The sequence below is a fragment of the Staphylococcus marylandisciuri genome (assembly GCF_025519785.1).
GTDB classification, from domain to species: domain Bacteria; phylum Bacillota; class Bacilli; order Staphylococcales; family Staphylococcaceae; genus Staphylococcus; species Staphylococcus marylandisciuri.
Genome location: NZ_JAOPKZ010000012.1, coordinates 52,813 through 78,630 on the forward strand (window position 1 = coordinate 52,813; position 25,818 = coordinate 78,630).

Consider the following 25,818-nt stretch of genomic DNA (forward strand, 5'->3'; position numbering starts at 1 on the left):
TGGGGTACGGTAATAAAACGTTGCAGCACGTTTGTTTAATGTCAAATTTATACTTGTATTATATAACGCATAATACCTTGGTACAAGCACGGCTCTTTATCAAATAGGACTGGTTATTGAAAACCAGAGGGAGCGGGACAGAAATCTAATTTGAATAAAAAGATTTCTGTCCCGCTCCCTCTATTTTTTCAATATACTGTTTCATCAGTTTCTTTGTGTTGGAGCCGCCCCAACTCGCATTGCTTGGGGGAAACTGTCTTACCAGTTTCTTTATATTGGGGCCCCACCGGTCCTAATCAATATAGTGCTAAGATTGTTCGCAAATTTCACGAAAACTTCGTACTTCTACAATTGCTAACTGACTTATATCTCTGCCGTCTATACTTTGATGATCTTCTATTTAGTTCATTAAATATCTCATTGTAAAAGTTATTCTTTGTAGTATCCGGCGATAGATTTAACTTCTAAGAATTCTTCGATACCGTAGTCGCCCCACTCACGACCTAAACCTGATTGTTTATAACCTCCGAATGGTAGGTCTGGTTTACGTCCAGCTTCATTTATTTCACAAGTACCCGCTTCAATATAGCGTGCAATGTGACGCAGAGTTTCTTTATCTTTGCCAAAGACGTAAGACGCTAGGCCATACTTAGTATCGTTAGCAATTTTGATAGCTTCTTCGATGTCATTGTAAGTGATAATTGACATTACCGGTCCAAAGATTTCCTCTTGAGCGATCGTCATCTGATTATCTACATTGTTAAATATAGTTGGACGTGCGAAGTAACCTTTTTCTAAGCCTTCAGGTTTACCAGGTCCTCCGTAGAATAATTCTGCTCCTTCTTCAATACCTTTATCTATATAGGATTGAACTTGATCAAATTGTTTTTTACTGATTATCGGTCCAACTTCAACGCCTTCTTCGCGAGGATTACCAACTTTTACATTTTCAAATTTCTCTTTCACCGCTTTTAAGAAGTCTTCCTTGATACTTTCTGGTACTAAAGTTCTTGTGCCTGCTGTACAAACTTGTCCAGTATTGTTCACTACTTTTTTAGTAGCGGCTTCAGCAGCTTCTTCAATATCAGCATCATCAAGAATAATATATGGAGACTTACCACCTAGCTCTAATGATACTTTTTTGAAGTCTTTAGAAGCTTTTTCCATAATTTTACTACCTGTACCACCAGAACCTGTGAATGACATCATACGTACTTTAGGATGTTCACTAAGCGGATTACCGACACCTTCGCCATCACCATTAACTAAGTTAAATACTCCCTTAGGTACGCCGACTTTATCAAATATTTCTGCAAGGATAATAGCTGCATATGGTGTCTCTTCAGAAGGTTTCAATACTACAGGCGTACCAGCTGCAAATGCTGCTGCAAGTTTCAATGAAGTTTGATTAGTTGGGAAGTTCCACGGTGTGACAAGTCCAGCGACTCCGATACCTTCTTTAACTACTAAATCGTCACCGCGACGTTCTTCAAATTCAAATGTGTCTAAAGCATCGCGTGCTGCTTGGAAGTGATTGATTCCCATTTGGTAGTGTACACTTTCAGAAACTGATAAAGGTGAACCTAGTTCGTCTGTGATCGCTTCAATGATATCTTGTTTTCTATTCTCATATTCTTTAACAATTTTATCTAATAATTCTTTTCTTTCTTCTACTGAACTATGACGAAAGTCCACTGCTACTCGTTCTGCAGCATCTACCGCTTTATCAACATCTTCTTTATTACCGGCTGCTACAGTTCCTAATACCTCTTCAGTGGCAGGATTAATTACGTCGATTGTTTCTCCACTCGCACTATCGACCCATTCACCATTTATATATTGCTTGTTATAGTTTCTCATAATGATATACACTCCTTATCTAGTGTTATTATAAACATTTCCGTTTTCTCCACCTATTAAACATACTAAAATGGTCAGCTTTACATCCACTAACTTGCTTAGAATTTCATATTTGAATGTTTGATTATCAATGTTTCGTTTCTATCAGACCACAGACTTTGTAAAGAATTTAGTTAGCCCAACAGCTACTTACTAAATTGTCATAGCTTCTTTATTACTATTCGCAGCCCATAGTTAAAAATATGACTTACTTTTTATTATTCTCCCAACAAGAATTGAGTCTTAACATCGTATTTGTCTACTAGCGAGCATTATAGTCGTTCTTACACGTCAAGGTTACTACTAGTTATGGAAATCATCACCTTTTGAATGAACCAAAAAAGGGCTGGGAAGCACATCCATGTTTACTTCACCAGACCTATTTATGACAAACCAATCATATATACAGTTATAAATTAAATTAACCAAAGCGAGACGCATCAATTTAGTTATTCAAATCTATCTTAAATTAACACATTTGGAGGTAAACCTGTCGTTTAAGTTAACCAATCCGCTTTTTATTCAGCGCTATATCTTTTACAGTCGTATTGCAATTGGTTATCAATCAGCTTCTAAAGAATCTCCTTTAGTCAGTTAACTTATACTTCTTCTGTCCAAATATCAGCACCGAGTTGTTTCAGCGTGTTAACTATATCAGTATAACCACGATAGATATGTTTCACGTTATAAATTGTAGTGACACCTTCTGCTAATAGCGCGGCTACAATGAGACAAGCTCCTGCTCTTAAGTCACTTGCATAGACACTCGTCCCTTTAAGTTGAGAGGGTTTAATCGTTGCTGTACCTTTATCTGCTGAAATATCTCCCCCCATATTCTTCAGTTCATCAACATGACGAAAACGTTCGGGGTAGATGGTTTCAGTTACTGTCGATATTCCATTACTTAAGAATAAAAGAGGAGTAATCGGTTGCTGCAAATCTGTAGCAAATCCTGGATAGACGAGCGTCTTAATATTAACACTCTCGTAAGGTTCACTGCGGTTAATGCGGACAGAATCTTCTCCCATATTAACATCAACGCCTAACTCTTTAAGCTTAACAGTCAAAGGTTCTATGTGTGTAGGTATAATATTATTAATTGTCACATCTTTCCCACATGCAGCAGCAATACACATATAAGTCCCTGCTTCGATACGATCTGGAATCACTTGATGATTAGAACCTGTCAATCGTTCAACTCCAGTAATCTTGATAGTACTAGTGCCTGCCCCTTTAATCTTGGCACCGAGACTTGATAAGAAAGCAGCTACATCAACTACCTCAGGTTCTTTGGCTGCATTCTCTATAACAGTTTGACCTTCTGCACGCACAGCAGCCAACATAATATTAATTGTTGCACCGACACTTACCATATCTAGAAAGATGTTAGCACCTACTAATTTATCCGCTTCAATCTTCATGGAAGTACTGCTAGACTCATCAACAACAGCTCCTAAAGCTTTAAAGCCTTTGATGTGCTGATCTATAGGACGAGGCCCTAATGGGCATCCACCTGGTAGACCTATTACGCATTTGTTAAATCTTCCTAACATAGCTCCCATCATGTAATAGGATGCACGTAGCGATTGAACTTTATTATTCGGCAGTGGAGCATTTTCAATCTGAGTGGGATCGACGTTTAACGTCGTGTCCTTTAAATCAGTATTTATATTTAAATCTTCTAATAAACTCACTAAAGTTTCCACATCGGATATTTGTGGCAACCCATCAATTGTAACTGGTTCTTCAGCGAGTAGTGTTGCAGGAATAATAGCAACAGCACTATTTTTAGCTCCATGGTTATGTACAGTTCCAGATAGTGTTTGACCACCTCTTATTTTAATCACTTCTTGACTCATGCCTATGTTCTCCTTTATACTCGATCGATATTTCGCAAAAATACATTATTTGCATTATAAATTACTTTCAAATTGTTTGCAAAACTTCTTAATCTTTAAAAAAGTAGACGTGTCGACATTACATTTTATCTGTAATGGAGATAAAAAATCGACCCATTCTAGTTCTAACATAACGTTTAAGTAAAGATTATAGTGGTGTGACATTAAAGATTTTATCCTTTTGCGAGTTGACTATTAGTTGAATCACTTTCAGTAGCAAAATTTATTTCATATGAATATATTTTATTTTCCCATAAATGCCTCAACTCAATCACGTTAATAGACAAACTTTTCAAAAGTCGCTCAAATATTTGAATAAGTATTCTTTCCTTTATTAGTATACAAAATTTCTTTGTTAAATTCCTAAAAAGGCCCAGCCATCGATTTTACATAGAGGTTGAGACAAAAAATCTCAGAAAAAGTAGGGGAGCGGGACAGAAATCTAACTTGAATAAGAAGATTTCGTAGTCCCGCTCCCTCTTTGTGGGGGCCCCACCCCAACTCGCTGTGCTTGTAGAAACTGATTTATCAGTTTCTCTTCGTTGGGGCCCCCTGCTCAAATCCTAATCTCTCCAATCCTTACCTCCGTTTGAAAACGAAATTTAATTTCATTACAATAAGATAGATATTGATTTGGGAGGTAGTGTAATGTCTAAAATCTTAAATACACAAATTAACGGTGTATTTAATCGTCTAGAAAAGCAAGAATTAGATATTCAAATGGCAGCACAATGCTTGATACAAGCTATCGGCGGTGAAGGATATGTTTATGTTAAAGGGTATGATGACCTAAAATTCTATGAAACATTTATAACTGAAAGTAATGAGAAATTAGAGTCAAGTCGACTAATCGATTCGTTAAATAACTTTGACGAAATCGATACTACTGACCGTATTTTCCTATTTGCGCCTTTTTATAATGACGACGTAGAGCGGGACGTTCAAGCACTTATTGATATAGATGCTGATTTTGTCGTTGTCTGTAACAAGCCAAAGGATCGTGAATTTCCAGACCATCTCTTTCACTACATCAACCTTTCGACGCCGCGACCTATAGTCTACACGGAAGACTATGATAAAGTGGTATCACCTCATCCTATCGCACTCAATTACGTATATTATGAGATTTATACTCAAATGGTCGAGATGATTAGGGATTTAGATTTATCCTATTAAACTCTACCGTCTCGAAATTGAACACAAGGACAAAAGCCAGCACTTAATCTGTCGTCTAACGAAACATGACTAAGCGCTGGCTATAAATTTATTAAAGTCCCATTTGTACCTACTCTGAATAACTCTCAGATATCACTTACTAATCTCTTTACAAATAATGTAGTACAAGTTGAGCAATATTATTTTTGTTGTTGCTTCAAACTCGCTTCAACAAAAGCTTTAAAGATAGGTTGTGGACGATTTGGACGCGAAGTAAATTCAGGGTGAAATTGACATGCTACGAAGAAATCATTTTCTGGTAATTCAACCATCTCTATCAAACGTCCATCAGGGCTCGTGCCTGAGAACACCATACCGTGAGCTTCTAATTGCTCTCGATAATTGTTATTGAATTCGTATCGATGGCGATGACGTTCTTCTATATCAGTTTCCTTATATATAGACTCCGCTAGAGTGCCCTGTTTAATATGACAAGGATATAGACCAAGACGTAAAGTACCACCTAAATCTTCTATATCTTTTTGTTCTGGTAACAAGTCGATAATAGGATGTGGCGTATTAGGGTCTAATTCTGCTGAATGCGCACCTTCTAAACCAAGGACGTGACGAGCGTATTCAACCGTGGCGAGTTGCATACCGAGACATATGCCGAAATAAGGTACATTATTTTCACGAGCATATTTGATCGCGGCAATCTTACCTTCGCTAGCTCGGAAACCAAATCCACCTGGAACTAAAATACCGTCCACTTCAGCTAAATAATCTTTCGCGTTCTCAGTTGTCACTTCACTAGAGTCTATCCATTTCACTTTAACATCTTTTTTAAGTGGATATCCTGCGTGCTTTAAAGACTCTACAACGGAGAGGTAAGCATCTTGAAGGCTGACATATTTACCGACCAAACCTATTGTGATAGTACCATCCAAATTATTAACTGTATTTAATAAATATTGCCATTCTTCGAGTTGCGTTTCGTATTGAACATTTAAACCTAGACGTTCTATAACGATATCATCCATGTTTTGTTCACTTAATTGCAGAGGTATTTCGTAGAGAGATTCAGCGTCACGACACTCTATGACGCTGCGTTCATTAATGTCACAGAATAAAGCAATCTTATCTTTTAAATCTTGCGTCATTGGATATTCTGTACGCACCACAATAAGGTCCGGTTGAATCCCTAATCCTCTCAATTCTTTAACACTATGTTGCGTAGGCTTAGTTTTCATTTCCCCTGCCGCTTTAATATATGGTAATAACGTACAGTGAACGTACATTACATTTTCTCGACCTAAGTCGCTACGAATTTGACGTATAGCTTCTATAAATGGTAAAGATTCTATGTCGCCAGTCGTCCCACCTATTTCAGTAATGACCACGTCAGCATTCGTACTTTCTCCAGCTAGTAACAATCGCTCTTTAATTTCGTTAGTAATATGAGGTATGACTTGTACGGTGCCACCTAAGTAATCTCCACGGCGTTCCTTCTTCAATACATCTGAATAAACTTTACCAGCTGTCACATTAGAATACTTATTTAAATTAATATCGATAAATCTCTCATAATGACCTAAGTCTAAATCTGTCTCAGCTCCGTCATCCGTGACGAATACTTCACCATGCTGATAGGGACTCATCGTACCTGGATCGACATTTAAATAGGGATCAAACTTCTGTATAGTAACATTTAAACCACGGTCTTTCAGCAATCTCCCTAGTGAAGCTGCTGTGATTCCTTTTCCTAGCGATGATACAACGCCACCTGTTACAAATATAAATTTTGTCATCTTTCGTCCTCCTACCCTTTTGTAGATTAAACATCATTACTTAACTCATTTTTTAAATATGTAAAGAATTAACCTTGAGCGCTTCTTGTTTCTAAAACCACTTGAATAAGATATGCCTTAAAAATATCATTTAAACTTTCACTTTTTCTTTATGATAAAATAAAAAAATCGCTCCCTCTCACACATTGTAAGGGGGAGCGTATACTTTATACACGTCGTCTCCAAATTTAAGGAGCCCGAATAAAATTTTATCACTTTCACAGAAAAAGTCAATCGGATTTCAAGAGCTTAATCATTCATATCTGTTTCGTCTTCAAATACTTCCTCTTCTTCCTCAAGACCATCTTCATCTTCATCAATAACGATATCATTATCATTCATTTCTTCTTCTACTTGTCCTTCTTCTTCATCGTCGTCAATAGATTCTTCACTTTCAGCTTCCTTAGGTGATGGTTCAGTATCTTCATCCTCATCTTCACCTAAGAGCTTGAGATTCTTATCTTCTTCATCATCATCGTCAAGAATATCAAATTTTTGAATTGTAGGAGCTATTTTTTCTTCGATATCATCTACAGAGTACCAATCACGTAATCCCCATTCATTTTCGCCTACATTGAGGAAACGTCCATCAGTATTTAAATCAGTGTAAAATTGAACAATCCGATTTTCAATTTGTTCATCTTCATAATGTCCTAATTCTTTGAATTCATCGATAATATCGTATAAATTCATCGTTTCGCCCTTTTGATTTAACATCGTGTAGGCCATATCAATAAATGATTTCTCGTCTACCATTTCTTTAGTATAATCTTGAATCTTCATCCGAATACTTCCTTTCGCAGGCTTTAATTAAAAATTTATCATGTCGTAAATTATTCATTATCAGTAATAACCAAGTTTACATCATTGAAGAGGTCGGGGCAAAAGCATATTGGATTGGAGCAGAACTGAGCGATGAGCAAAATGATTGTTGATATTTTGTCAAATCACGACTGTTTCTGTCGACAATCCTGCTTTTAAGACGCCGTTAATTAGGTTCCGAGAGCACAGAAACTTTATATCTCAACCTCATTCGGTGGTTTAGGAGTAAATGAAGTATAGATCTAGTATCTCATTAGTTCTAAGTAATAACTTACTTAGTTACTAGACTCACAGTTACCCTTACAGAGCGAGATGACTCTGTCACAATGTACTTTCCTCGCTTGCATGTTTAACAATTGAATTGGGTTGCATTGGTCTTAAGTTTAGACTCAACTTCTGTTAGTCCTTACCTTTCATACTCATTAATAGTAACAAAACATGATTATAAATGACAATATTGAAATACGCAAACTTCCCTCAATAATTAATGAATTTCTCGAAGATAACATAATTCTCTGTAGTAACGGTTTCAACGAAATTACTATTTGTACACATTGGTCTCAACTCATTATATTCACCATATAAAGTTATTCTTATTAATGTTATACTTGTGAAATGCTTTCTAATATAAGTAGCCAATTGGCGCAGGGCACTCTGCGCTACACCACTTTTTCTTTCAGACGCAGTCACTTCTATCGCTGCAATATTAACTCGAGTAGAATATTTCTCTAGCGCTACAAAGCCTATTTTTTCATTATCTTTTTCTAAGTTAATGATATGGATATTATAATTTTCTTCAGACTTACCTGGAATTAATTTTAAAGAAGAAACATATTTAGCATCGAGATCTAAATAGTATAAGCGCTCTTTACCTATAGGCCCTTCTTCTTTCGTTGCTGTGTGCATGAAACCGGCCCGCTCGTAGACATTCCAAGCCCCTTTATTCTCAGCATCAACGACGAGATAAAGATGGTTAAAGTCTGGGAAGCACTGTTGAACATATTGCGGTAAATTCATCATCATCTGCGTGCCATAACCTTGACCTTGAAACTTTTCATTAACCGAAAGTGAACGTATGTACACGACTTGATTAGGCGTATCATAGCCTTCATGTTGGTAGTATGCATGCAGTACGAAGAAACCTACTACTTCGTCATCTTTATTTAAAGCTATATTTGCCCTTTGATGTGGGTCGCTTATCGCTTCGTCAAGTACGTCCTTCGGTAAGGAGGTATAGATCTGTTGACGTTCATTTAGCTGGAACGCTGTTAAATTGTCTCTATACTGTTCCTCAAACTCTTGAATGATAATATCTCCAAATATCCCTTTTTGTTTCATCTCATTTAATCCCCTTATTATTTTATCTAAGTTTAACATACCCCAATAAATTTAATTTAGTAAGTTAATTGCTAAAAAGGATTTTCGTACTTGATTTACGAGTAAAATATTATAATATAAAAGATGATTGATTAATGTCGAGGTGAGCAAGTGATGAAAATTGGTATCGATGCAGGTGGCACACTTATAAAAATAGTAAAAGATGATAATGGGAAAAGAACTTATGAAACAACAAAAACGAGTGACATCGATGAGGTTATCAAGTGGTTGGATGAAACTGAGTGCGATAGTATTAGCTTAACTGGAGGAAATGCAGCACTGATTAACTCACGCTTAAATTGCACAGCTTCCGTTTATGTAGAATTTGATGCAGCTGCTAAGGGAGTAGAGATGTTACTACAAGAGCAAGGCCATGATTTAAACAATTACATATTTACTAATGTTGGTACTGGAACATCTATCCATTATTCTGATGGCGTCTCTCAAAAGCGTGTCGGCGGTGTCGGCACTGGCGGTGGCATGATTCAAGGTCTCGGATACTTGCTCACTGGCATAACTGATTATAAACAGTTAACAGATACGGCTCAAAAAGGTAACCGTGATATTATAGATTTAAAGGTTAAACACATTTATACAGATACAGAGCCCCCTATCTCAGGAGACTTAACAGCTGCTAACTTTGGTCACGTTCTTAAGAATTTAAATCACACATTTACTCCCGCAGATAAACTAGCATCAGTTATCGGAGTGGTGGGTGAAGTCATTACAACGATGGCGGTCACTGTGGCACGTGAGCATCAAACTGAAAATGTAGCCTACATCGGTTCTTCATTCCACAATAATCCACTGCTAAAAAAAGTAGTTGAAGATTATACAGTGTTACGTGGCTTCAAGCCATACACCGTTGAAAAAGGCGCCTTCTCTGGAGCAATAGGTGCTATCTATCTTTAACCTTTCCTGTTAACTAAAACGAACTAAAAGGCCCTAAGATATAACAATCTCAGTAACTGAAAAAACTTCAGAAGCGGGACAGAAATCTAATTTGAATAAAAAGATTTCGTTGTCCCCCCAGCAAAGATGACTAGAATTGAAAAAAGCTTGATACAAGCGCATTTTCAAATCAGTCATCTACTGCCAAAATGCGGAAAAAGGCTGAGACATTACATTATGTCCCAGCCTCTTTCTCTCTAGTTAAAGACCATTATGTCCCAGCCTCGAAGTATTTATTTTAATCATATGATACGTTGAGTAGCACAACGTGCGCTCATGTCTTTACATGGGAGCGGGACAGAAATCTAATTTGAATAAAAAGATTTCGTTGTCCCCCCCGGCAAAGATGACTAGAATTGAAAAAAGCTTGATACAAGCGCGTTTCAAATCAGTCATCTACTGCCAAGATGCTAAAAGGACGGGGCATCATCCGCGTTTGACCTTATTTAGCCTTCCACACAACACGGGCTTACCCTTAAATGACGTAGCGTCAATTAGAACGTCAATTCATTCGCCACTTTTTGAGCAGGTACTACTGTCCCTACCACACCGGTTTTCAAATCAATAGCTACAGCGTTATCATCATCTCTAAGCTCATCTAACCACTCACCAAAGACTTCACCTTCAACTTCGATGATCTCACACTCCTCAAAGTCTTCTTGGCGAACTGCTTCTGCTCTCTTTTTAAGACTCCAGACAGGCATGATGTTAGGCTTTTCTTCTTCTCCATCACTGATCATAATAAATTGGTTTTGTCCTTTTTTAGAAAGCCCGTAAACCGCGTCTTCTTTAGCAACAACTCTTACAAATTCTTTAACTCGAATATTATCAAGATCAGACATTAATTCTGATGTGACTTTAACGACATCTATTAATTCTCCATCGCTAGGACCAGAAGGGTTAACGAGCACTTCGTCCCCCTCATCGAATACTTCATCTAATTCGTACGTTACGAAACGATCAATATCCATTTGATGTAACCTATCGTACTCTACGCCTTCCTTTTTAAGAAAAGCCTCAGCTTCTTTCTTACCTGTCCAAAGACACACTACTTCTTTACCTAGCACTCCATGTCTAACTAATTTCTTATTATGTGTTGCGATAAAGAATATTTCGTTAACTAATATATCTTCGTAGAAAGCATAATTTCTATAAGACACATAACTCCCTCGTTTCTCTACAATGAATGTCATTCATTTAAAATATAAATGAGTCCACTCTGTGAGTCAAACAACCTACTTGGCAATCTCTTTAGAGTGCTATTTGAACCTATTACAACATTATTGATGAGCTTCTAGTTCTCGTAAAAATTCCCTTTCATATGCTTCAATTTCTTTACGGGTCTTCCCGTGCCATATACATCCAAATCGAGAGTTTACCTTATCGGATTCATACCAATCACCATCATAGTATGAAAGCGGATAAAGAACACCTTTAGCTACATATTTGTAAATAGTATTAAAGAAATGTTCATTATCACCTTTAGCAAAGTAACTAAAGAACTTATGGTAGCCTTGATTTAACAAAGGTTCAAGTAACAACATATTAGTCGAACCATTTTGGCGGAAATTTAAATCAATAGCAAACACATTGTCATCTTTGTCGACAAGTAGATCAAAACCTGCCACACCAAAGAAACCTAATTCGACTCCTCGTTTCATAATTTCTCTACCCGCTTCTATCACATGAGGAGGTACATCTTGTGCATTCTCATTACCATTGTAGAATCCATAATCATTAGTTAATTGTTGCGCGCTGCCAATATATTGAATCGGTTCTCCTTGTGCACAAGCAAACTGCACACAGTAGTTAGCTACTGCCTCGATTTTTTGTTCGATAATCATATGTTCCGTTTCATCTGCAGCTTGATGTACACGCTGTATGGCTTGTTCTAATTCCTCATCGTTATAAACTACTATAACGCCGTAACCACCAGCAGTTGGTAAATCGTCACCGGGTTTCAGGACAAATGGGTATTCCCATTGACGTACAACCGAGTCAAAGTCTTCGAGCGATACGACCGCACGTTTAGGTAAATATTTTCCTCCTGTCCAGAGAGGTATTTTCGCTTTATTATTTAAAGCTATAAAGTCATCTTTATCTAACGCGTAATACGCTTTGGTCAGAATTGAATCATCATGGACATATTGAAAGTAGATTTTCTTACCTTTGTCATAAGCCAACGCTTGTAGCAAGCGTTCATATGTCTTCTTATCTTGAAATGAGTATAATTGTTTAGGCTTCTCTTTACCTACGAGCTCAAGCAATTTATCTAATTTCGGCGTCACACACGCTTCATGTACTATGACAGGCATATCACCTGCAATTAAGAGTTCCCTTCCAGTTAAAAAGTTCGATTGATGCTCTTCCGGCTCTAACCAAGGATTAGAAACATACGATGGTCTAGAGGTATACACAATTTGGCTATCATATAAATCACTAAGTACTAGTTTAGGTCGTAACGTCTCATGGTGTGTCATTTAATATTCCCCTTTATTATTTGATGCTCCTCTTTAATATCATGAAGTAAGGAAGGGCGTTCTATTAATTCAAGCCCCATTAGCGCTAATATCTTCGCCCCTCGAATGAGCGCTTGATCACCATGCGCACTTGCTGCCGCCTCACGAAAACGATGCGTGTGACCTACTAAATTGCGAGATCCTATTTTAACGTGCGGATGGATAGTAGGTACAATATGACTGACATTACCTGTATCAGTTGATCCGAAACCAAAATCATCGTCAATGACGGCTTCACCCATTTCTTCTGCATATTTGACAAATAACTCATCTAGTTTAGGTGATTTAACAAATTCATTCACTCCGTTTTGGATTGGGTCAAACTCGTAATCACAACCCGTTTGAATGGCTGCACCTTTAGCTATTTGACTCACTCGCTCTGTTAAGACATTGAGTTCTTTACGAGAGGTTGCTCGTGTGTAAAAACGTGCGTGGGTGTAGTCAGGAATAATATTCGCAGCCTTGCCACCATCCAAGATCACACCGTGGACACGCTGGTCTTTCTTAATATGTTGTCTCAGCTGGGCAATACCATTAAAGTAAGAGATCATCGCATCAAGTGCATTTCGAGCTTCACTCGCTTTTTCGGAAGCATGGGCGCTCTTACCATAAAATTTAATATCTAATACATCTACCGCTAACGTGTCAATTGTTCGATACGTTTCATTGCCGGGATGGACCATCAATGCTACATCAATTTCATCAATTATCCCCTCATTCACATAGCTAGCTTTGGCACTCCCATTCTCACCACCCTCTTCAGCAGGACAACCGAGCACCACTACTTTGCCGCCAACATCGTCGATAACTTGTTTAAGCGCTATTCCTGCGAAGACACTTGCAGTTCCGATAATATTGTGGCCACAAGCATGACCCAAACCTGGCAGCGCATCATACTCAGCAAGTAAACCTATCGTAGGTCCCGATGTCTCCGCTTCATAACGTGCGATAAACCCTGTCCCATGTCCTGCAATATCGGTTTCTAAATCGAAACCGTTTTGAACGAGTTGATCTCCAAGCGTGCGAGAAGCAAAGATTTCTTCATTACCTAACTCAGGACGTTGATGGATTTGATGACTTATCTTCAGATATTCGAGCTGATGATTATCTATATAATCTAGTATGTGTTGTTTAATACTCATAATAAATTGCGCCCCTCCTAATAATTAATAGATTTTTATTTTAAATATGATTTAATTTTCTGATATTAGTTTCTGTAATTAACTATGCGCGCTCAGCATGTATCCTAATTTTTAGGAATTTCTACTTATTCTATCGGATTTGTTTCATTTTGTCAGTAGAAGTATTAATATTTTTCACAATTTCAATATTATTTTGAATCCAATTCATTCATACGGCAATCTACATACATACCCTTTACCCCGAATTTTAACATTCACTCAATGCTCCTTGTATGTTTAGCTAATTATAAAATTGTAAATGATATAAACTGTTGTTACAATAAGTTAAAGTGATGTACGAGGAGGAAATATCATGCCTAAAATGAATGTTGAAAGCTTTAATCTTGATCATACTAAAGTCGTTGCACCTTTCGTTCGCTTAGCAGGAAAGATGGAAGGTGAAAATGGAGATACAATTTATAAATATGATATTCGTTTTAAACAACCAAACAAAGCGCATATGGAAATGCCTGGACTACACTCGTTAGAGCATTTAATGGCTGAAAATATACGCAATCACAGTGATAAAGTAGTAGATATTAGCCCAATGGGATGCCAAACAGGTTTCTATGTCTCATTTATCAACCACACTGATTACGAGGACGTGCTTCAAATTATTGAAGCGACGTTGAAAGATGTATTAGCAGCTGAAGAAGTACCGGCTTGTAACGAGGTCCAATGCGGTTGGGCAGCTAGCCATTCATTGGAAGGCGCTAAAGAGATAGCACAAGAGTTCTTAGATCATCGTGAGGAATGGAAAGACATCTTTGAATCAGCTCAATAAATGTATTGAGAAGGGCTAATATTAACGCAAGTCTGTAAACGTCGCTTACCGATTGCACTGATGAAACATGCGCTTTTGCGACAGCAGATGACTAAAAACATACTAAGATGCCCTGGGACATAAATCTCAGAAAAAATAGCGGGACAGAAATCTTTTTATTCAAATTAGATTTCTGTCCCGCTCCCGCTTTCAAACAAATCATACAAGCTTTTATAGTTTTGAAATTGTTCTCATTAATACGAATTGAAGCGGTAAACGAGCATATAATACCCATGTAGGCAATTGTTTATCTCCTAAAGGCAATTTCTTTCGAGCCATATACACATTAGCTGGAAATACAGAAAGTAAAAATGCATTGATACTTCTCTTCCAAAACTGGGAAGGACGTCTTATGATGAGGATGACACCAAATAACATTTCAAATACACCTGTTATGAGGACAGCTGTTTTACGTAATGGCAAATAGTGTGGCACGATGTTTCTAAATTGCTTTTCTTTAACGAAGTGTAAGATTCCAATACTAACTAATCCGATACCTAATAGAATTCTTATAACTTTCTTCATTTATGAACCCCCATTTCTTTTAAATAACTCTTACCGTATTGAGGTAATTTAACGCCGAAATTATCGGCGATCGTCATGCCAATTGAGCTGAACGTTTCGTCTGGTGAAAGCTCATAATAATAATCGATTTGAGGACTATACATTAAGACTGGTACGAATTCCCGTGTATGGTCTGTTCCCTCAGCTGTAGGATCATTGCCATGATCTGCAGTGATGATAAGTAAATCTTCTTTCTCTAGATTATTTAGAATTTCAGGCAATCTTTCATCAAATTCTTTTAACGCTCGCGCATAACCCTCTTTGTCTCGACGATGACCATATTTAGCATCAAAATCTACGAGGTTCAAGAAGCTCAATCCTTCAAAATCACTTTGCATCGTCTGAATTAATTTATCCACGCCATCCATATTATTCTCTGTTCTTATAGCCTGGGTAATACCCTCTCCATCATAAATATCATTGATCTTGCCTAAAGCAATGACGTCATACCCTTCATCAGCTAAATAATTTAGAACTGTATCGCCGAAAGGCTTTAGCGCATAGTCATGACGACGTGAAGTGCGAGTATAATTACCCGGTTCTCCCACATAAGGACGAGCAATAACTCTGCCGATTAAATATTTAGGGTCTTTAGTAATTTCTCTCACTTGCTCACATATCGTATAAAGCTCATCTATTGGAATGACGTCCTCATGAGCTGCTATTTGAAGTACAGGGTCGGCAGATGTATATATAATTAAATCCCCGGTTTCTAATTGATGTTCGCCCCATTCCTCAATGATTTGTGTACCGGAAGCTGGTCGATTGGCTACTACTTTTCGTCCCGTTAGTCGTTCAATCTCACGTATTAATTCTGGTGGAAAGCCTTCTGGGTATACCTTAAAGGGTTGCATGATATTAAGACCCATTATTTCCCAATGACCTGTCATAGTATCTTTGCCTATTGAAGCTTCGCTGAGCTTTGTATAAAATGCGCGAGGTGCGTTGACCCTGGGCACCCCCGGTAACGTCTCAATATGACCTAACCCTAAACTGGCTAAATTGGGTAGCGTAACTCCTGAATCCTCAAGGGTATGACGGAGTGTATGTGCATCTTCATCACCGAATGCCTTAGCATCAGGACCTTCACCGATACCAACTGAGTCCATTACGATCAAATGTATACGTTTAAATGGTTTCACCATTTTTTCAGCTCCAATCTAATTTTATAATGCAAATTTCGCAAACATCAAACTAATTGCCTGCAACATACTAAGTTGACCTCTACTTGATCTTAAATTGCTTTATTTTATCTTTCGAGTTCTTGAATAATACTTACACCTGCGCTTGCTCCTACCCGCGTAGCACCTGCTTCTATCATAGCTATAAAGTCCTCTGCTGTACGTACACCTCCGGAAGCTTTAACTCCCATCTCCGATCCCACAGTTCGCTTCATTAATCTTACATTGTTAACCGTAGCACCACCGCCAGCGAATCCAGTAGAAGTCTTCACAAAATCTGCACCAGCTGATTTGCTTATTTCACAAGCTTTCACTATTTCTTCATTAGTAAGTAAGCACGTCTCAATAATCACTTTAACCGTTTTATTAGCGGCAGACTGTATGACTGCTAATATATCTTGTTCCACTCTTTGATAGTCTTTATCTTTTAAAGCCCCTATATTAATAACCATGTCAATTTCATCAGCCCCATGGTGAATCGCATTCTCCGTTTCAAAAGCCTTGACTTCAGAGGTTTCTGCACCTAATGGAAAGCCAATAACAGTGCATACTAAGACATCACTATTTGCTAACGACTGTGCAGCGTGCTTAACATGCGTAGGATGTATACAAACAGATTTAAATTGGTAATCATTTGCCTCGTCAATGAGTTGATCAATTTGCTTAACCGTAGCGTCGGGTTTCAATAATGTGTGATCTATGAATTGCGCGTATTGCATATGTATTCCTCCTAAAACTTTTAAATTAATCCCAAAATACTTTCTAGTACTAGCATACCCTTTTCCCTAAATATACATATATACGTTAACATTCCATCTTCACGTCTTAGTTGCCTATAGCAAACGATATGTGCGCAGCAGCTGACTGACAAAAGCGCTCGTCTCAAACTCGCCAAATCGTCATCCAGCATTGTGAGAAAAGGGGCAGGAAGTTTGCTTTATACTTTAATTTAACCTTTGATGTGAGCAGCAAAAAAGTAACCAATTTTATACTACAAAAATTCGCTAAAATAATAAACTAATGTTATCTTTAATACGAAGTTTAAGAGAAGGAGTTAATGACTATGACTAAATCTACACCACATATCGAACCCAATGATGTACCTATCGCCAAAACGGTTCTGATGCCCGGCGACCCTCTAAGAGCGAAATATATTGCAGATCATTATTTAGATAATGTAGAACAATTTAATTCTGTACGTAACATGTTTGGTTATACCGGTACCTATAAAGGCAAGACTGTATCAGTTATGGGATCAGGTATGGGGATGCCAAGTATTGGTATCTACTCTTATGAGCTTTATAACTTTTTTGATGTTGAAACGATCATTCGAGTAGGTTCTTGTGGCGCATTACAACCTCAAATCAATCTTTATGATCTCATTATTGCTCAAGCAGCTTCTACCAATTCAAACTATGTTGATCAATATAATATTCCTGGTCACTATGCACCGATTGCCGATTTTAATTTAATGGTTAAAGCTAAACAATATGCGGATCAACTTGGAGCTACTGTTCACGTTGGCAATGTATTATCTTCTGACACATTTTACAATGCTGATACTCAATTCAACGATCAATGGCAACAAATGGGCATTTTAGGTATTGAAATGGAATCTGCAGCTTTATATCTCAATGCTGTTCACGCTGGACGGCAGGCTTTAGGTATCTTCACAGTGAGTGATCACATCTTACGAGATGAGGCTACAACTGCTGAGGAACGACAAAATGCTTTTACTCAAATGATGGAAGTTGCATTAGAAATCGCTGAGTAAAATCTGTGGATCGAAGTTATGTCTTAAAGGCTATGCGACTCGATCACAGTGCTGGTAATCATCATGATCTAGCTTCCTTTAAATAAATGATATTATAAGCGCTCTCTGTAGAATTCAAAGAAGCTTTGTTAAGGCGCGTGGGAACGACATTAATGAGTAATGTCCTACTGTCCTTTCGTCCATCTTTTACATAGTTAACTCATATTAAAAATCAGTCCCTTATGACATTTAATCAGATACCCAAAAAGGGAGCGGGACAGAAATCTTATTTTGAATAAGAAGATTTCTGTCCCGCTCCCTCCAATCATTTATTCTAAATACTAGCCAGTTAGATTAATTCACTCTGATGATTGACGTTTCACTTATTTACCTAAATAAGATTTTAACATCCAATTGTGCTTATCAATATCAGTTTGCATACCGATAAACATATCCTCTGTTACATCATCTTCAGCTTTACTAGCTACTTCAATAGCTTCCTCTAATTGTTTAGACACGTTCGTAAAGTCTTGTGATAATTCTGCTACCATTTCTTCAGCTTTGTAATTTTTACCTGCTTCGTCTATGATTGAGATTTCTAAACTCTCTTTAAGAGTTGCTACAGGATTGCCTCCAATAGCTAATATACGTTCCGCTAAATCATCTATAAATTGACTAGCTTCATCATATAATTCTTCAAATTTAGTGTGAAGTGCGAAGAAATTAGGACCTTTAACATACCAATGGAAATTATGCAATTTAGTAAAAGCTACTGTCCAGTTTGCCACTTGTTGATTTAATACACGTACTACTTCTTCATTATTACTCAAAATAATCTCTCCTTTTTAGTAAAGGCGTAGTTAAGTTTTCAATTTCAACGAGAGGTTCAAATTAAAAGCTTGTTATACGCTAACCTTATTTTCAATTATTATTATATCATAATTATTATAATATTCAACAGGATTGCTCACATACTTCTAAATCCTTTAACGCGCTTATTAATGCACTTTTTAAATTATATACATCACTACAAACATATTTGCAAATGAGAATGCGAGAGTTTAATTGATAAAAACAAAGCAAAAGTAGTCATTAATCAACGTGTTCTTGTTTATCGATAAAGAAACTACGTTCATAGTCTGAAGGTTGATGCCAATGCGTCTTCCACATAATTTTACGATTCTGAGCAAAGAAATCATAAGCACAATCTCTTATCACAGGAGGAATGCAGCGGAGTACAAACGCTAGCCATTTAAACTTAGGTAAGCTGCCTATTAAAGAAGCGATTGCATCTGATTTATATTGCAGGCGATCTCCCGTTTGGAGAATCACACTATCATATTTTCTCGCTTCTGGATAATCTTTTTTTAATTTCTGACCGGCTTCACTTTGTAATTGTACGAATTCATATCGGTGAGATAATCCATTCTGAATTAACCAAATTGCGTAATTGTAGCAATAGACACATGTACCATCATAATAAATTATAGGCATTCCTTTTCACCTCATCTTTCTCTTATATTCTGTATAGCCTTTAACCATTCATTTCAATCATAAAAAAGGACGAACGCCCTTTTGAAACTGAGGCGTCGTCCTTCGTTACATCGCATTGCTCGTATCCCTGTCATACTTTTAATTATCTTTATTTACTCTGACGATCCTTGTATATTTTAAAAATTGAGGGCTATATTTCTGTTTGATCGTCGTCAAATCGTCATGCGTTACTCCAATAATATGCCAGTTCGGATTAAAGTGATAGAAAGAGTCTTTATTGCGTGACCATTTAATCATTTTCCCTTCTTTATTATAGCGCGGTAACGTTACTTCATACCCTTCTAGTACATTGATATACATCTGAAAGATATCTGGATCAATACGGTGAAAGTTATCGATCACTAAATAACGTCTGTCTGTTTGCGGCATATTTTCAGTAATAAAGCCTTCTCGATAATATAATGCTCCGTTTTCATTTGGTAGATATTTACCGTAAAGCATATCTTCGGTAAAGTCTACATGGCCCGTAGTTACTACAGGGTTGGCGTTTGTCTTTTGCAATAAGTTTTGAGCAGCTTCTAAACCATTTTGATGCTCTTCTACTACGAGTAGAATAAAGGGCTTTAACTCGTTATCATCTGAGTCTACAACCTCGTTCTTATCAACCTTTTCAAACTGAGGCTTGAGCCCGTCATTCTCACTCATCTCTATAATCGCATCATACTGAGTTTGACTAAGACTGGCGATAGCTTGTTTGGCATTTTCTTGTAAAAAATATAAATTTTTTAATTTAGGATGTTTATTCAAAGTAGTTAAAGTGACTGGATTGATATATTTCTCAAAATATACTTCAATCGCCGTACTGCTCGTTCTACCAGGAATTGGAGGTTTCTCATGAATATGTTGAGTGACTTCTCCCACACCTATAACAGATTGGTTGCTATTGCGGTTAAAGAATATCAGCTTATCTCCTATTTCAAGTTGCGTGTAGTGATGATAACCGTTTCGTTTGATTCCATTATAAGTATGAGTGTAGACAGTAAAACGTTGTCCCGGCTCGTATTCGTCAGTTTCAGATAGGAAGAAATAACGTGATATCTTTGTTTCTCCTTTTCCTAGACTCACTATTAATTCAAATTCTTCTTGAGAAAGTTGGTTAAATAACGTTTCTTTCATATTACGTATTCTCATATCTAATTGGTCACTACGTTTGAGGTAATCCGTAGTGAGCGGTTGCAATTGCTCTTTCAGTTCAAACTGAACGCGTATTTTATTCTGAGCGCCTGTTTGTACGCTAATAATTTCGCCATACCCTAATAGGCCTGTATCCATCTGAACTTGATAGAATACGACTTGGTCACCTACTTTTGCATTTTTAAAAGCTCTGAAACCTTGTGTAGGATTAAAATGTGCTCCAGACTCAAATAATGTAGTTTGCCCTACTAAAGAATCATGATGGTCCCATCTATTATAACCACAATTTAACCAAAAATAATTTGTTTTTTCCGACATATAGATACTCCTAATCACCTTATTTATCTTTATAGTTAAACATAATATTAACTCTATCCTTCAATCATTCATCTATTCTCAAGCTTGACTCTTATCATCATAGCATTGAGACACAATTCTATTTAGCTTTCGACATCTCATACCTGCATGGTTAGCTAAGATTTAAAAAAGTATCTAGCAGTCCATTTAGAATTGATTCGGTACCTGTACAATACTAGATTTCATCACTAGGGTCCCCACAGATATATGCGTCATCAGTCACCACTAGAGTAGGTGTATGAACCACATAGTTAAGATACTTGATAGTATCACTACTATCCACGTTATCAGTCCCAATAATATAGGTTTAAAGCCTGTAGACTTAAACTGTTTAACATCTACTGATAACCCTATTCCTGCCATCGCCACACTAATTAAGAATAAGGATATATTGTGAAATACGTCCATTACATGCGATGGGAAATTAAAGAGTGTACTTATTAATGAAGTGACGATGAAACCTAAGATAAACCATGGAAATATCTGTTTAATTGAGACGTTAGAGTCCTTAGATTTCTCTTTATTCATCGTTCTAACGGCAAAAAATAGCACAACAGGTATAATCATAAGTGTACGCGTGAGCTTGACAATAGCACCCGTTTGCAACGAAGTATGACCGTATATCGATGCGGCTGCTATAACACTTGAAGTATCGTTGATAGCCGTCCCGCTGAAATAACCAAACGATTCTTGACTCATACGCAATAAGTGCCCTACCGACGGGAAGATAAACACTGCAATTAAATTAAATAAGAAGACAGTAGATATTGAGAAGGCCACTTCATTATCCTTAGCTCGAATGACGGGGCTCGTAGCTGCTATAGCTGATCCCCCACAAATAGAAGTACCTACCCCGATAAGAATGCCTATGTTCTCTTCAATTTTTAACAACTTTAAGAGTATGTATACAGTTATAAATGCTAAGATTAACGTTATAAAAATAATTGGAATTGAGCGCCAACCAACACTACCGATAGATTGAAAGCTCAATGTAAATCCGAGAACTATAATACTATAGTGTAACACTTTCTTACTACTAAACTGAATTCCGGCTTGAAAGGAATCAGGTATATGAAATAAATTTCCTACTACCATTCCTATAATAATAGCAAATATCGCGCTACCGATAATTGGAAAGAAATGCCCTAATGTAGAGGCTATAATAGCAATTATAACTGTCACGATAAGTCCTTTAACCTTAGTCATTTTCTCACCTTTTCTTCATACACTAGCTCACCCTAGCTAATAAAATATGAACACTTATTCGGTTGCTAACTTATTTATGAGTGCATAAGCGTAAACGCTCCGAAAAGAGGCATAATATTGATAAATAAACCACCTAATTTAAGGAATCCATTAATCTCTTTATCAGGTAACGTGATGAGGACACTGATAATGCCAACTATATTAATAACTATAGGAATAAATAAGACGGGGAAAATAGGTAACTTTAAAAATATTCCTACGCCTGAAATAATTCCACAAACAAGAGCGATATAAATAAATTTCTGCATTAATTATACCTCCTTTTATAGAAGTTGAGACATCAAGATTCTGTGCTCTAGGAAACCGATGAACGGCGTCCCAAAAGTAGGATTGTCGATGGAACTTTCACGATTCGGGAGCGGGACAGAAATCTAATTTGAATAAAATGATTTCGTACTCCCGCTCCGGCTTGGATGACTAGAATTGAAAAAAACTTGATACAAGCGCATTTTCAAATCAGTCATCTACTGCCAAGATGCTAAAAGGGGGAGCGGGACAGAAATCTAATTTGAATAAATGATTTCGTAGTCCCGCCCCGGCAAAGATGGCTAGAATTGAAAAAAGCTTGATACAAGCGCGTTTTCAAATCAGCCATCTACTGCCGAGATGTTGAAGGGAGCGGGACAGAAATCTAATTTGAACAAAAAAGATTTCGTAGTCCCGCCCCGGCAAGGATGACTAGAATTGAAAAAAGCTTGATGCAAGCGCATTTTCAAATCAGTCATCTACTGCCAAGATGCTGAAAGAGGTTGAGACATTACATTATTTCCCAGTTTCTCTTTGTTGGGGCCCACCCCAACTTGCATTGCTGGTGGAAACTGATGAACCAGTTTCTTTGTGTTGGGGCCCCCACCCCAACTTGCTGTGCTTGTTGGGAGCGGGACAGAAATCTAATTTAACTAAAAAGATTTCGTAGTCCCGCCCCGGCAAGGATGACTAGAATTGAAAAAAGCTTGATACAAGCGCATTTTCAAATCAGTCATCTACTGCCAAGATGTTGAAAGAGATTGAGACATTACATTATGTCCCAGTTTCTCTTTGTTGGGGCCCCTCGCTCAAATCCTCAACGCTTTTGTCCTGACCTCTTTCTTACGATTAGTCAAGCGCTTCTACTATAAAATAAGCATACTTAACTAAAGCGTTTTATAGAAAGCTTACTATAAGTTCAAAGTTCCCTTCAAAAACGGTATCTAAATCATGAGATGTTAAAATAAAATTGGACCCCTTTTGAATATGATATATCTCTCCATCTGTAACTACTTGGCCTTCACCCTTTATCACAGAAACTAATACAAACTCTCTCGGTTTCATGTAATTAAGGGTTCCTGAAATGTCCCACTTAACCATAGTAAAAAAATCATTAGAGACAAGTTGAGTTCGCTTGTGATTCTCCCTATACTCCACATCAGTGGAAGAATTGTTTTCTATTTCAGGTAACTCTAGCACCTCGATAGCTTTTTCTCGATTAAGTTCCCGCCGTGAATTACCATATTCACGCCCGTAATCATAAATACGATACGAAATATCAGAAGCTTGCATTGTTTCATACAATAACACGCCAGCTCCTACTGAGTGAATCATCCCTGCAGGAATATAATAGAAATCTCCAGCTTGGACCTTAATCTTATTAAATAGATTTTCATAGTCCTGATTTCTTAGTTTATCAATATTATTGGGACAGCGTTCATCTTTGAAACCATATATAATCTCAGCACCAGGTTCTGCCTCTATCACATACCAGCATTCCGATTTACCATATTTGCCTTCCTCATGTTCAAAAGCATAAGCGTCATTAGGGTGAACATGGATGGATAAAGGTTCTTTGGCATCTATCAATTTAGTTAACAACGGAAATTCTTCACTAGGGAAATCTCCAAATAATTCTCTATGATGGCTCCAAAGATAATCAAGCGTATACCCACGATATTCGCCCTCCACAATTTCACAAGCGCCTCTATGATGAGCAGAAATAGTCCAAGCCTCTCCAACTGTTTGACTCGGTAACTCGTAATCAAACGCCTCAAACTTAGTTCCACCCCAAACCTTATCTTTCAGCACAGGTTTCAAAAACAAAGGCATATCTGCACCTCCATGTAAGTGGTCGCTACCTTTCTCTTATCTCTGTAGCTAATATAAATTATCGTTCAGCTTTTAAAAGTGAAACATCACCATTCATTGAACATCTTGTCTCACTTCTCAGAATAACAACAATCCTACAAACGACTTATCAGTGTACGATGAATGCAGTCACAACAGCTTTCTAGTATATCAGTTCGCTTTCTCTTTCAAATCTGCTCGATTGAAGTTCGTATAATAAAGGGTTTGAAAATGAACTTTTATTGTACTACCTAAGACTCCTTTTTATCGTAACACTATTACTCATTCTGATTGTATCATATAGAAGTAATAATGAGATAGCTTCTATTTTCTGAACTCTATTACAAGCATCATATCTCTAAATCTTCTATCTCTTAATTAATCAACGAAATTACCAGAGCGAAATTATATTTTAGATTAAAACAACTCTGAAGGTGTTGTATTACACAAAAACAATATTGCTTATATTCAAATTTAATGCTTATAATGAGTAATAGAAACACGGAAGACAGTTATTTTATTCAATAGTAGTCATTCCCTGTTTTAATGGCTCATATAAGGTAATAGCTATGATAATGTTATACATCAGTACCGATTATAACTATGTGTAACTTACTAATTTGCACGAGGCCCCTAGTAGATAGAGATAAGTCTAGGGGTCTTTTTTAATAAAAAAGACGTAAATATAGGGAGCGGGACAGAAATCTAATTTGAATAAAAAGATTTCGTAAACCCGCTCCCTATACTTACTCCTTGGATAAACTATATCTTATTCATTTAAATCACTATTAAATTTGTGCTATAGCCTCTTTAATGTCTGTTTCTCCTTGAACGATTTGAAATTCTTGATTATCTTCTCCATCTTCTTGAGCCACTTCTTTAAGTACGCTAGCAACATCTTCTCTCGGAATAGAACCTCTTCCTTCAAAGAAAGCACCGACATCAATTTTTCCAGTGCCTGGCTCATCTAATAATACGCCTGGGTGAATGATAGAATAAGTTAACCCGGAATTTTTAAGGTATTCGTCAGCGTAATGCTTAACGATCGTATAAGGTTTTAAATCGCCGCTCGCTTCGAACGCCTCTCTTCTAGAATCATAAGTGGATACCATAATATAGCGTTGAATTCCTGCAATTTTGCTAGCTTCAATGGTCTTGATAGCACCGTCTAAGTCTACAGTGATCGTTTTGTCAGCGCCAGTGCTACCACCAGAACCAACTGAGAATATAACTTTTTCGAAGCCTTTCACCTTATCTTTTAAGGTATCTATATCGTCTTTCTCCACATCAATTAATAGAGATTTAATTCCTTTCTCTTCTAAAGCTGCTTTTTGGTCCTCTTTACGCACTCCAGCTGTGAAGGTCTTACCCTCTTCTGTTAGTTGGTCAACTAATTTACTGCCAACGCCTCCATTAGCGCCTATGATTAATATACTCACG

24 protein-coding genes are annotated in these 25,818 nt (G+C 37.2%); 4 read left to right on the forward strand and 20 right to left on the reverse strand.

The genetic code is table 11. The features are described 5' to 3' along the window. Nucleotides 1–429: 429 nt before the first annotated feature. From N9R04_RS07980 to N9R04_RS07990, 3 genes are all read right to left on the reverse strand, one after another. Nucleotides 430–1,860 (reverse strand): aldehyde dehydrogenase family protein, encoded by a 1,431-nt coding sequence (locus tag N9R04_RS07980; protein WP_262856228.1) that lies wholly within the window; start codon nt 1,858–1,860, stop codon nt 430–432. A gap of 638 nt (nt 1,861–2,498) precedes the next feature. Beyond that, nucleotides 2,499–3,758, reverse strand: coding sequence for a UDP-N-acetylglucosamine 1-carboxyvinyltransferase (gene murA / locus N9R04_RS07985; protein ID WP_262856229.1), 1,260 nt, complete (start codon nt 3,756–3,758; stop codon nt 2,499–2,501). 425 nt (nt 3,759–4,183) lie between these two features. Then, nucleotides 4,184–4,357 (reverse strand): hypothetical protein, encoded by a 174-nt coding sequence (locus N9R04_RS07990; RefSeq protein WP_262856230.1) that lies wholly within the window; start codon nt 4,355–4,357, stop codon nt 4,184–4,186. A gap of 88 nt (nt 4,358–4,445) precedes the next feature. On the opposite strand from N9R04_RS07990, the gene N9R04_RS07995 reads away from it, so the two are divergent. Beyond that, complete coding sequence (locus tag N9R04_RS07995; RefSeq protein WP_262856231.1) at nt 4,446–4,973, forward strand: DUF2529 family protein; 528 nt, start codon at nt 4,446–4,448, stop codon at nt 4,971–4,973. A 179-nt stretch (nt 4,974–5,152) separates the two neighbouring features. Here the strand turns inward: N9R04_RS07995 and pyrG are convergent, their stop codons facing one another. From pyrG to N9R04_RS08010, 3 genes are all read right to left on the reverse strand, one after another. After that, nucleotides 5,153–6,760, reverse strand: coding sequence for a CTP synthase (pyrG, locus tag N9R04_RS08000; RefSeq protein WP_262856232.1), 1,608 nt, complete (start codon nt 6,758–6,760; stop codon nt 5,153–5,155). Nucleotides 6,761–7,048: 288 nt separating this feature from the next. Then, the gene (gene rpoE, locus N9R04_RS08005; protein ID WP_262856233.1) at nt 7,049–7,582 is read right to left on the reverse strand and encodes a DNA-directed RNA polymerase subunit delta; all 534 of its coding nucleotides are present in this window, start codon (nt 7,580–7,582) and stop codon (nt 7,049–7,051) included. Nucleotides 7,583–8,098: 516 nt separating this feature from the next. Then, nucleotides 8,099–8,959: a GNAT family N-acetyltransferase gene (locus N9R04_RS08010; protein ID WP_262856234.1), complete on the reverse strand. Its 861-nt coding sequence runs from the start codon at nt 8,957–8,959 to the stop codon at nt 8,099–8,101. A gap of 153 nt (nt 8,960–9,112) precedes the next feature. Between N9R04_RS08010 and coaW the strand changes: the two genes are divergently transcribed. Beyond that, the gene (coaW, locus tag N9R04_RS08015) at nt 9,113–9,910 is read left to right on the forward strand and encodes a type II pantothenate kinase (protein WP_262856235.1); all 798 of its coding nucleotides are present in this window, start codon (nt 9,113–9,115) and stop codon (nt 9,908–9,910) included. 533 nt (nt 9,911–10,443) lie between these two features. Here coaW and N9R04_RS08020 read toward each other — a convergent pair. The 3 genes from N9R04_RS08020 to N9R04_RS08030 form a co-directional block, all read right to left on the reverse strand. Then, the gene (locus N9R04_RS08020; protein ID WP_262856236.1) at nt 10,444–11,109 is read right to left on the reverse strand and encodes a DUF2750 domain-containing protein; all 666 of its coding nucleotides are present in this window, start codon (nt 11,107–11,109) and stop codon (nt 10,444–10,446) included. A gap of 120 nt (nt 11,110–11,229) precedes the next feature. Continuing rightward, nucleotides 11,230–12,429, reverse strand: a complete 1,200-nt coding sequence (ldmS, locus tag N9R04_RS08025) for an L-aspartate--L-methionine ligase LdmS (RefSeq protein WP_262856237.1) — start codon at nt 12,427–12,429, stop codon at nt 11,230–11,232. Then, nucleotides 12,426–13,610, reverse strand: coding sequence for a M20 family metallopeptidase (locus N9R04_RS08030; RefSeq protein WP_262856238.1), 1,185 nt, complete (start codon nt 13,608–13,610; stop codon nt 12,426–12,428). Before N9R04_RS08030 ends, ldmS begins: the two co-directional genes overlap by 4 nt. Nucleotides 13,611–13,962: 352 nt before the next feature. Between N9R04_RS08030 and N9R04_RS08035 the strand changes: the two genes are divergently transcribed. Continuing rightward, the gene (locus N9R04_RS08035; RefSeq protein ID WP_262856239.1) at nt 13,963–14,433 is read left to right on the forward strand and encodes an S-ribosylhomocysteine lyase; all 471 of its coding nucleotides are present in this window, start codon (nt 13,963–13,965) and stop codon (nt 14,431–14,433) included. A 210-nt stretch (nt 14,434–14,643) separates the two neighbouring features. On the opposite strand, the gene N9R04_RS08040 is transcribed toward N9R04_RS08035, so the two are convergent. The 3 genes from N9R04_RS08040 to deoC all read right to left on the reverse strand — a co-directional run bounded on the left by N9R04_RS08040 (nt 14,644) and on the right by deoC (nt 16,936). After that, on the reverse strand, nt 14,644–14,997 hold the full coding sequence (locus N9R04_RS08040) for a DoxX family protein (RefSeq protein WP_262856240.1): 354 nt from the start codon (nt 14,995–14,997) through the stop codon (nt 14,644–14,646). Beyond that, the gene (gene deoB, locus N9R04_RS08045) at nt 14,994–16,181 is read right to left on the reverse strand and encodes a phosphopentomutase (protein ID WP_262856241.1); all 1,188 of its coding nucleotides are present in this window, start codon (nt 16,179–16,181) and stop codon (nt 14,994–14,996) included. Before deoB ends, N9R04_RS08040 begins: the two co-directional genes overlap by 4 nt. Nucleotides 16,182–16,285: 104 nt before the next feature. Further along, entirely contained in the window at nt 16,286–16,936 is a 651-nt protein-coding gene (gene deoC, locus N9R04_RS08050; RefSeq protein WP_262856242.1) for a deoxyribose-phosphate aldolase, read from the reverse strand. Nucleotides 16,937–17,280: 344 nt separating this feature from the next. On the opposite strand from deoC, the gene deoD reads away from it, so the two are divergent. Then, nucleotides 17,281–17,991 carry a purine-nucleoside phosphorylase gene (gene deoD, locus N9R04_RS08055; RefSeq protein ID WP_262856243.1) on the forward strand — a complete coding sequence of 237 codons (711 nt, stop codon included), beginning with the start codon at nt 17,281–17,283 and terminating at the stop codon, nt 17,989–17,991. A 362-nt stretch (nt 17,992–18,353) separates the two neighbouring features. Here the strand turns inward: deoD and N9R04_RS08060 are convergent, their stop codons facing one another. The 8 genes from N9R04_RS08060 to N9R04_RS08095 form a co-directional block, all read right to left on the reverse strand. Continuing rightward, nucleotides 18,354–18,800 carry a Dps family protein gene (locus N9R04_RS08060; RefSeq protein WP_262856244.1) on the reverse strand — a complete coding sequence of 149 codons (447 nt, stop codon included), beginning with the start codon at nt 18,798–18,800 and terminating at the stop codon, nt 18,354–18,356. Between the two features lie 262 nt (nt 18,801–19,062). Beyond that, nucleotides 19,063–19,464, reverse strand: coding sequence for a thiol-disulfide oxidoreductase DCC family protein (locus N9R04_RS08065; protein WP_262856245.1), 402 nt, complete (start codon nt 19,462–19,464; stop codon nt 19,063–19,065). Between the two features lie 138 nt (nt 19,465–19,602). Then, complete coding sequence (locus tag N9R04_RS08070; RefSeq protein WP_262856246.1) at nt 19,603–20,976, reverse strand: EVE domain-containing protein; 1,374 nt, start codon at nt 20,974–20,976, stop codon at nt 19,603–19,605. Nucleotides 20,977–21,240: 264 nt separating this feature from the next. Then, complete coding sequence (locus tag N9R04_RS08075; RefSeq protein WP_262856248.1) at nt 21,241–22,221, reverse strand: YeiH family protein; 981 nt, start codon at nt 22,219–22,221, stop codon at nt 21,241–21,243. A 74-nt stretch (nt 22,222–22,295) separates the two neighbouring features. Beyond that, a complete protein-coding gene (locus N9R04_RS08080) occupies nt 22,296–22,529 on the reverse strand; it encodes a hypothetical protein (protein ID WP_262856249.1) in 234 nt (77 codons plus the stop codon). Nucleotides 22,530–23,043: 514 nt separating this feature from the next. Continuing rightward, complete coding sequence (locus N9R04_RS08085) at nt 23,044–23,211, reverse strand: hypothetical protein (RefSeq protein ID WP_262856250.1); 168 nt, start codon at nt 23,209–23,211, stop codon at nt 23,044–23,046. Nucleotides 23,212–23,424: 213 nt separating this feature from the next. Beyond that, a complete protein-coding gene (locus tag N9R04_RS08090; protein WP_262856251.1) occupies nt 23,425–24,360 on the reverse strand; it encodes a type I phosphomannose isomerase catalytic subunit in 936 nt (311 codons plus the stop codon). Nucleotides 24,361–25,166: 806 nt separating this feature from the next. Continuing rightward, nucleotides 25,167–25,817, reverse strand: coding sequence for an SDR family oxidoreductase (locus tag N9R04_RS08095; protein WP_262856252.1), 651 nt, complete (start codon nt 25,815–25,817; stop codon nt 25,167–25,169). Between the last annotated feature and the right edge of the window lies 1 nt (nt 25,818).

Excerpts from the sequence above, each read along its gene's own strand:
- N9R04_RS08080 (WP_262856249.1), bottom strand. The coding sequence starts at position 22,529 with ATGCAGAAATTTATTTATATCGCTCTTGTTTGTGGAATTATTTCAGGC.
- N9R04_RS08030 (WP_262856238.1), bottom strand. The coding sequence starts at position 13,610 with ATGAGTATTAAACAACACATACTAGATTATATAGATAATCATCAGCTC.
- N9R04_RS08040 (WP_262856240.1), bottom strand. The coding sequence starts at position 14,997 with ATGAAGAAAGTTATAAGAATTCTATTAGGTATCGGATTAGTTAGTATT.
- deoC (WP_262856242.1), bottom strand. The coding sequence starts at position 16,936 with ATGCAATACGCGCAATTCATAGATCACACATTATTGAAACCCGACGCT.
- N9R04_RS08065 (WP_262856245.1), bottom strand. The coding sequence starts at position 19,464 with ATGCCTATAATTTATTATGATGGTACATGTGTCTATTGCTACAATTAC.
- coaW (WP_262856235.1), top strand. The coding sequence starts at position 9,113 with ATGAAAATTGGTATCGATGCAGGTGGCACACTTATAAAAATAGTAAAA.
- ldmS (WP_262856237.1), bottom strand. The coding sequence starts at position 12,429 with ATGACACACCATGAGACGTTACGACCTAAACTAGTACTTAGTGATTTA.
- N9R04_RS07980 (WP_262856228.1), bottom strand. The coding sequence starts at position 1,860 with ATGAGAAACTATAACAAGCAATATATAAATGGTGAATGGGTCGATAGT.
- N9R04_RS08090 (WP_262856251.1), bottom strand. The coding sequence starts at position 24,360 with ATGCCTTTGTTTTTGAAACCTGTGCTGAAAGATAAGGTTTGGGGTGGA.
- N9R04_RS08035 (WP_262856239.1), top strand. The coding sequence starts at position 13,963 with ATGCCTAAAATGAATGTTGAAAGCTTTAATCTTGATCATACTAAAGTC.
- deoB (WP_262856241.1), bottom strand. The coding sequence starts at position 16,181 with ATGGTGAAACCATTTAAACGTATACATTTGATCGTAATGGACTCAGTT.
- N9R04_RS08010 (WP_262856234.1), bottom strand. The coding sequence starts at position 8,959 with ATGAAACAAAAAGGGATATTTGGAGATATTATCATTCAAGAGTTTGAG.
- deoD (WP_262856243.1), top strand. The coding sequence starts at position 17,281 with ATGACTAAATCTACACCACATATCGAACCCAATGATGTACCTATCGCC.
- N9R04_RS08075 (WP_262856248.1), bottom strand. The coding sequence starts at position 22,221 with ATGACTAAGGTTAAAGGACTTATCGTGACAGTTATAATTGCTATTATA.
- N9R04_RS08070 (WP_262856246.1), bottom strand. The coding sequence starts at position 20,976 with ATGTCGGAAAAAACAAATTATTTTTGGTTAAATTGTGGTTATAATAGA.
- rpoE (WP_262856233.1), bottom strand. The coding sequence starts at position 7,582 with ATGAAGATTCAAGATTATACTAAAGAAATGGTAGACGAGAAATCATTT.
- murA (WP_262856229.1), bottom strand. The coding sequence starts at position 3,758 with ATGAGTCAAGAAGTGATTAAAATAAGAGGTGGTCAAACACTATCTGGA.
- N9R04_RS07995 (WP_262856231.1), top strand. The coding sequence starts at position 4,446 with ATGTCTAAAATCTTAAATACACAAATTAACGGTGTATTTAATCGTCTA.
- pyrG (WP_262856232.1), bottom strand. The coding sequence starts at position 6,760 with ATGACAAAATTTATATTTGTAACAGGTGGCGTTGTATCATCGCTAGGA.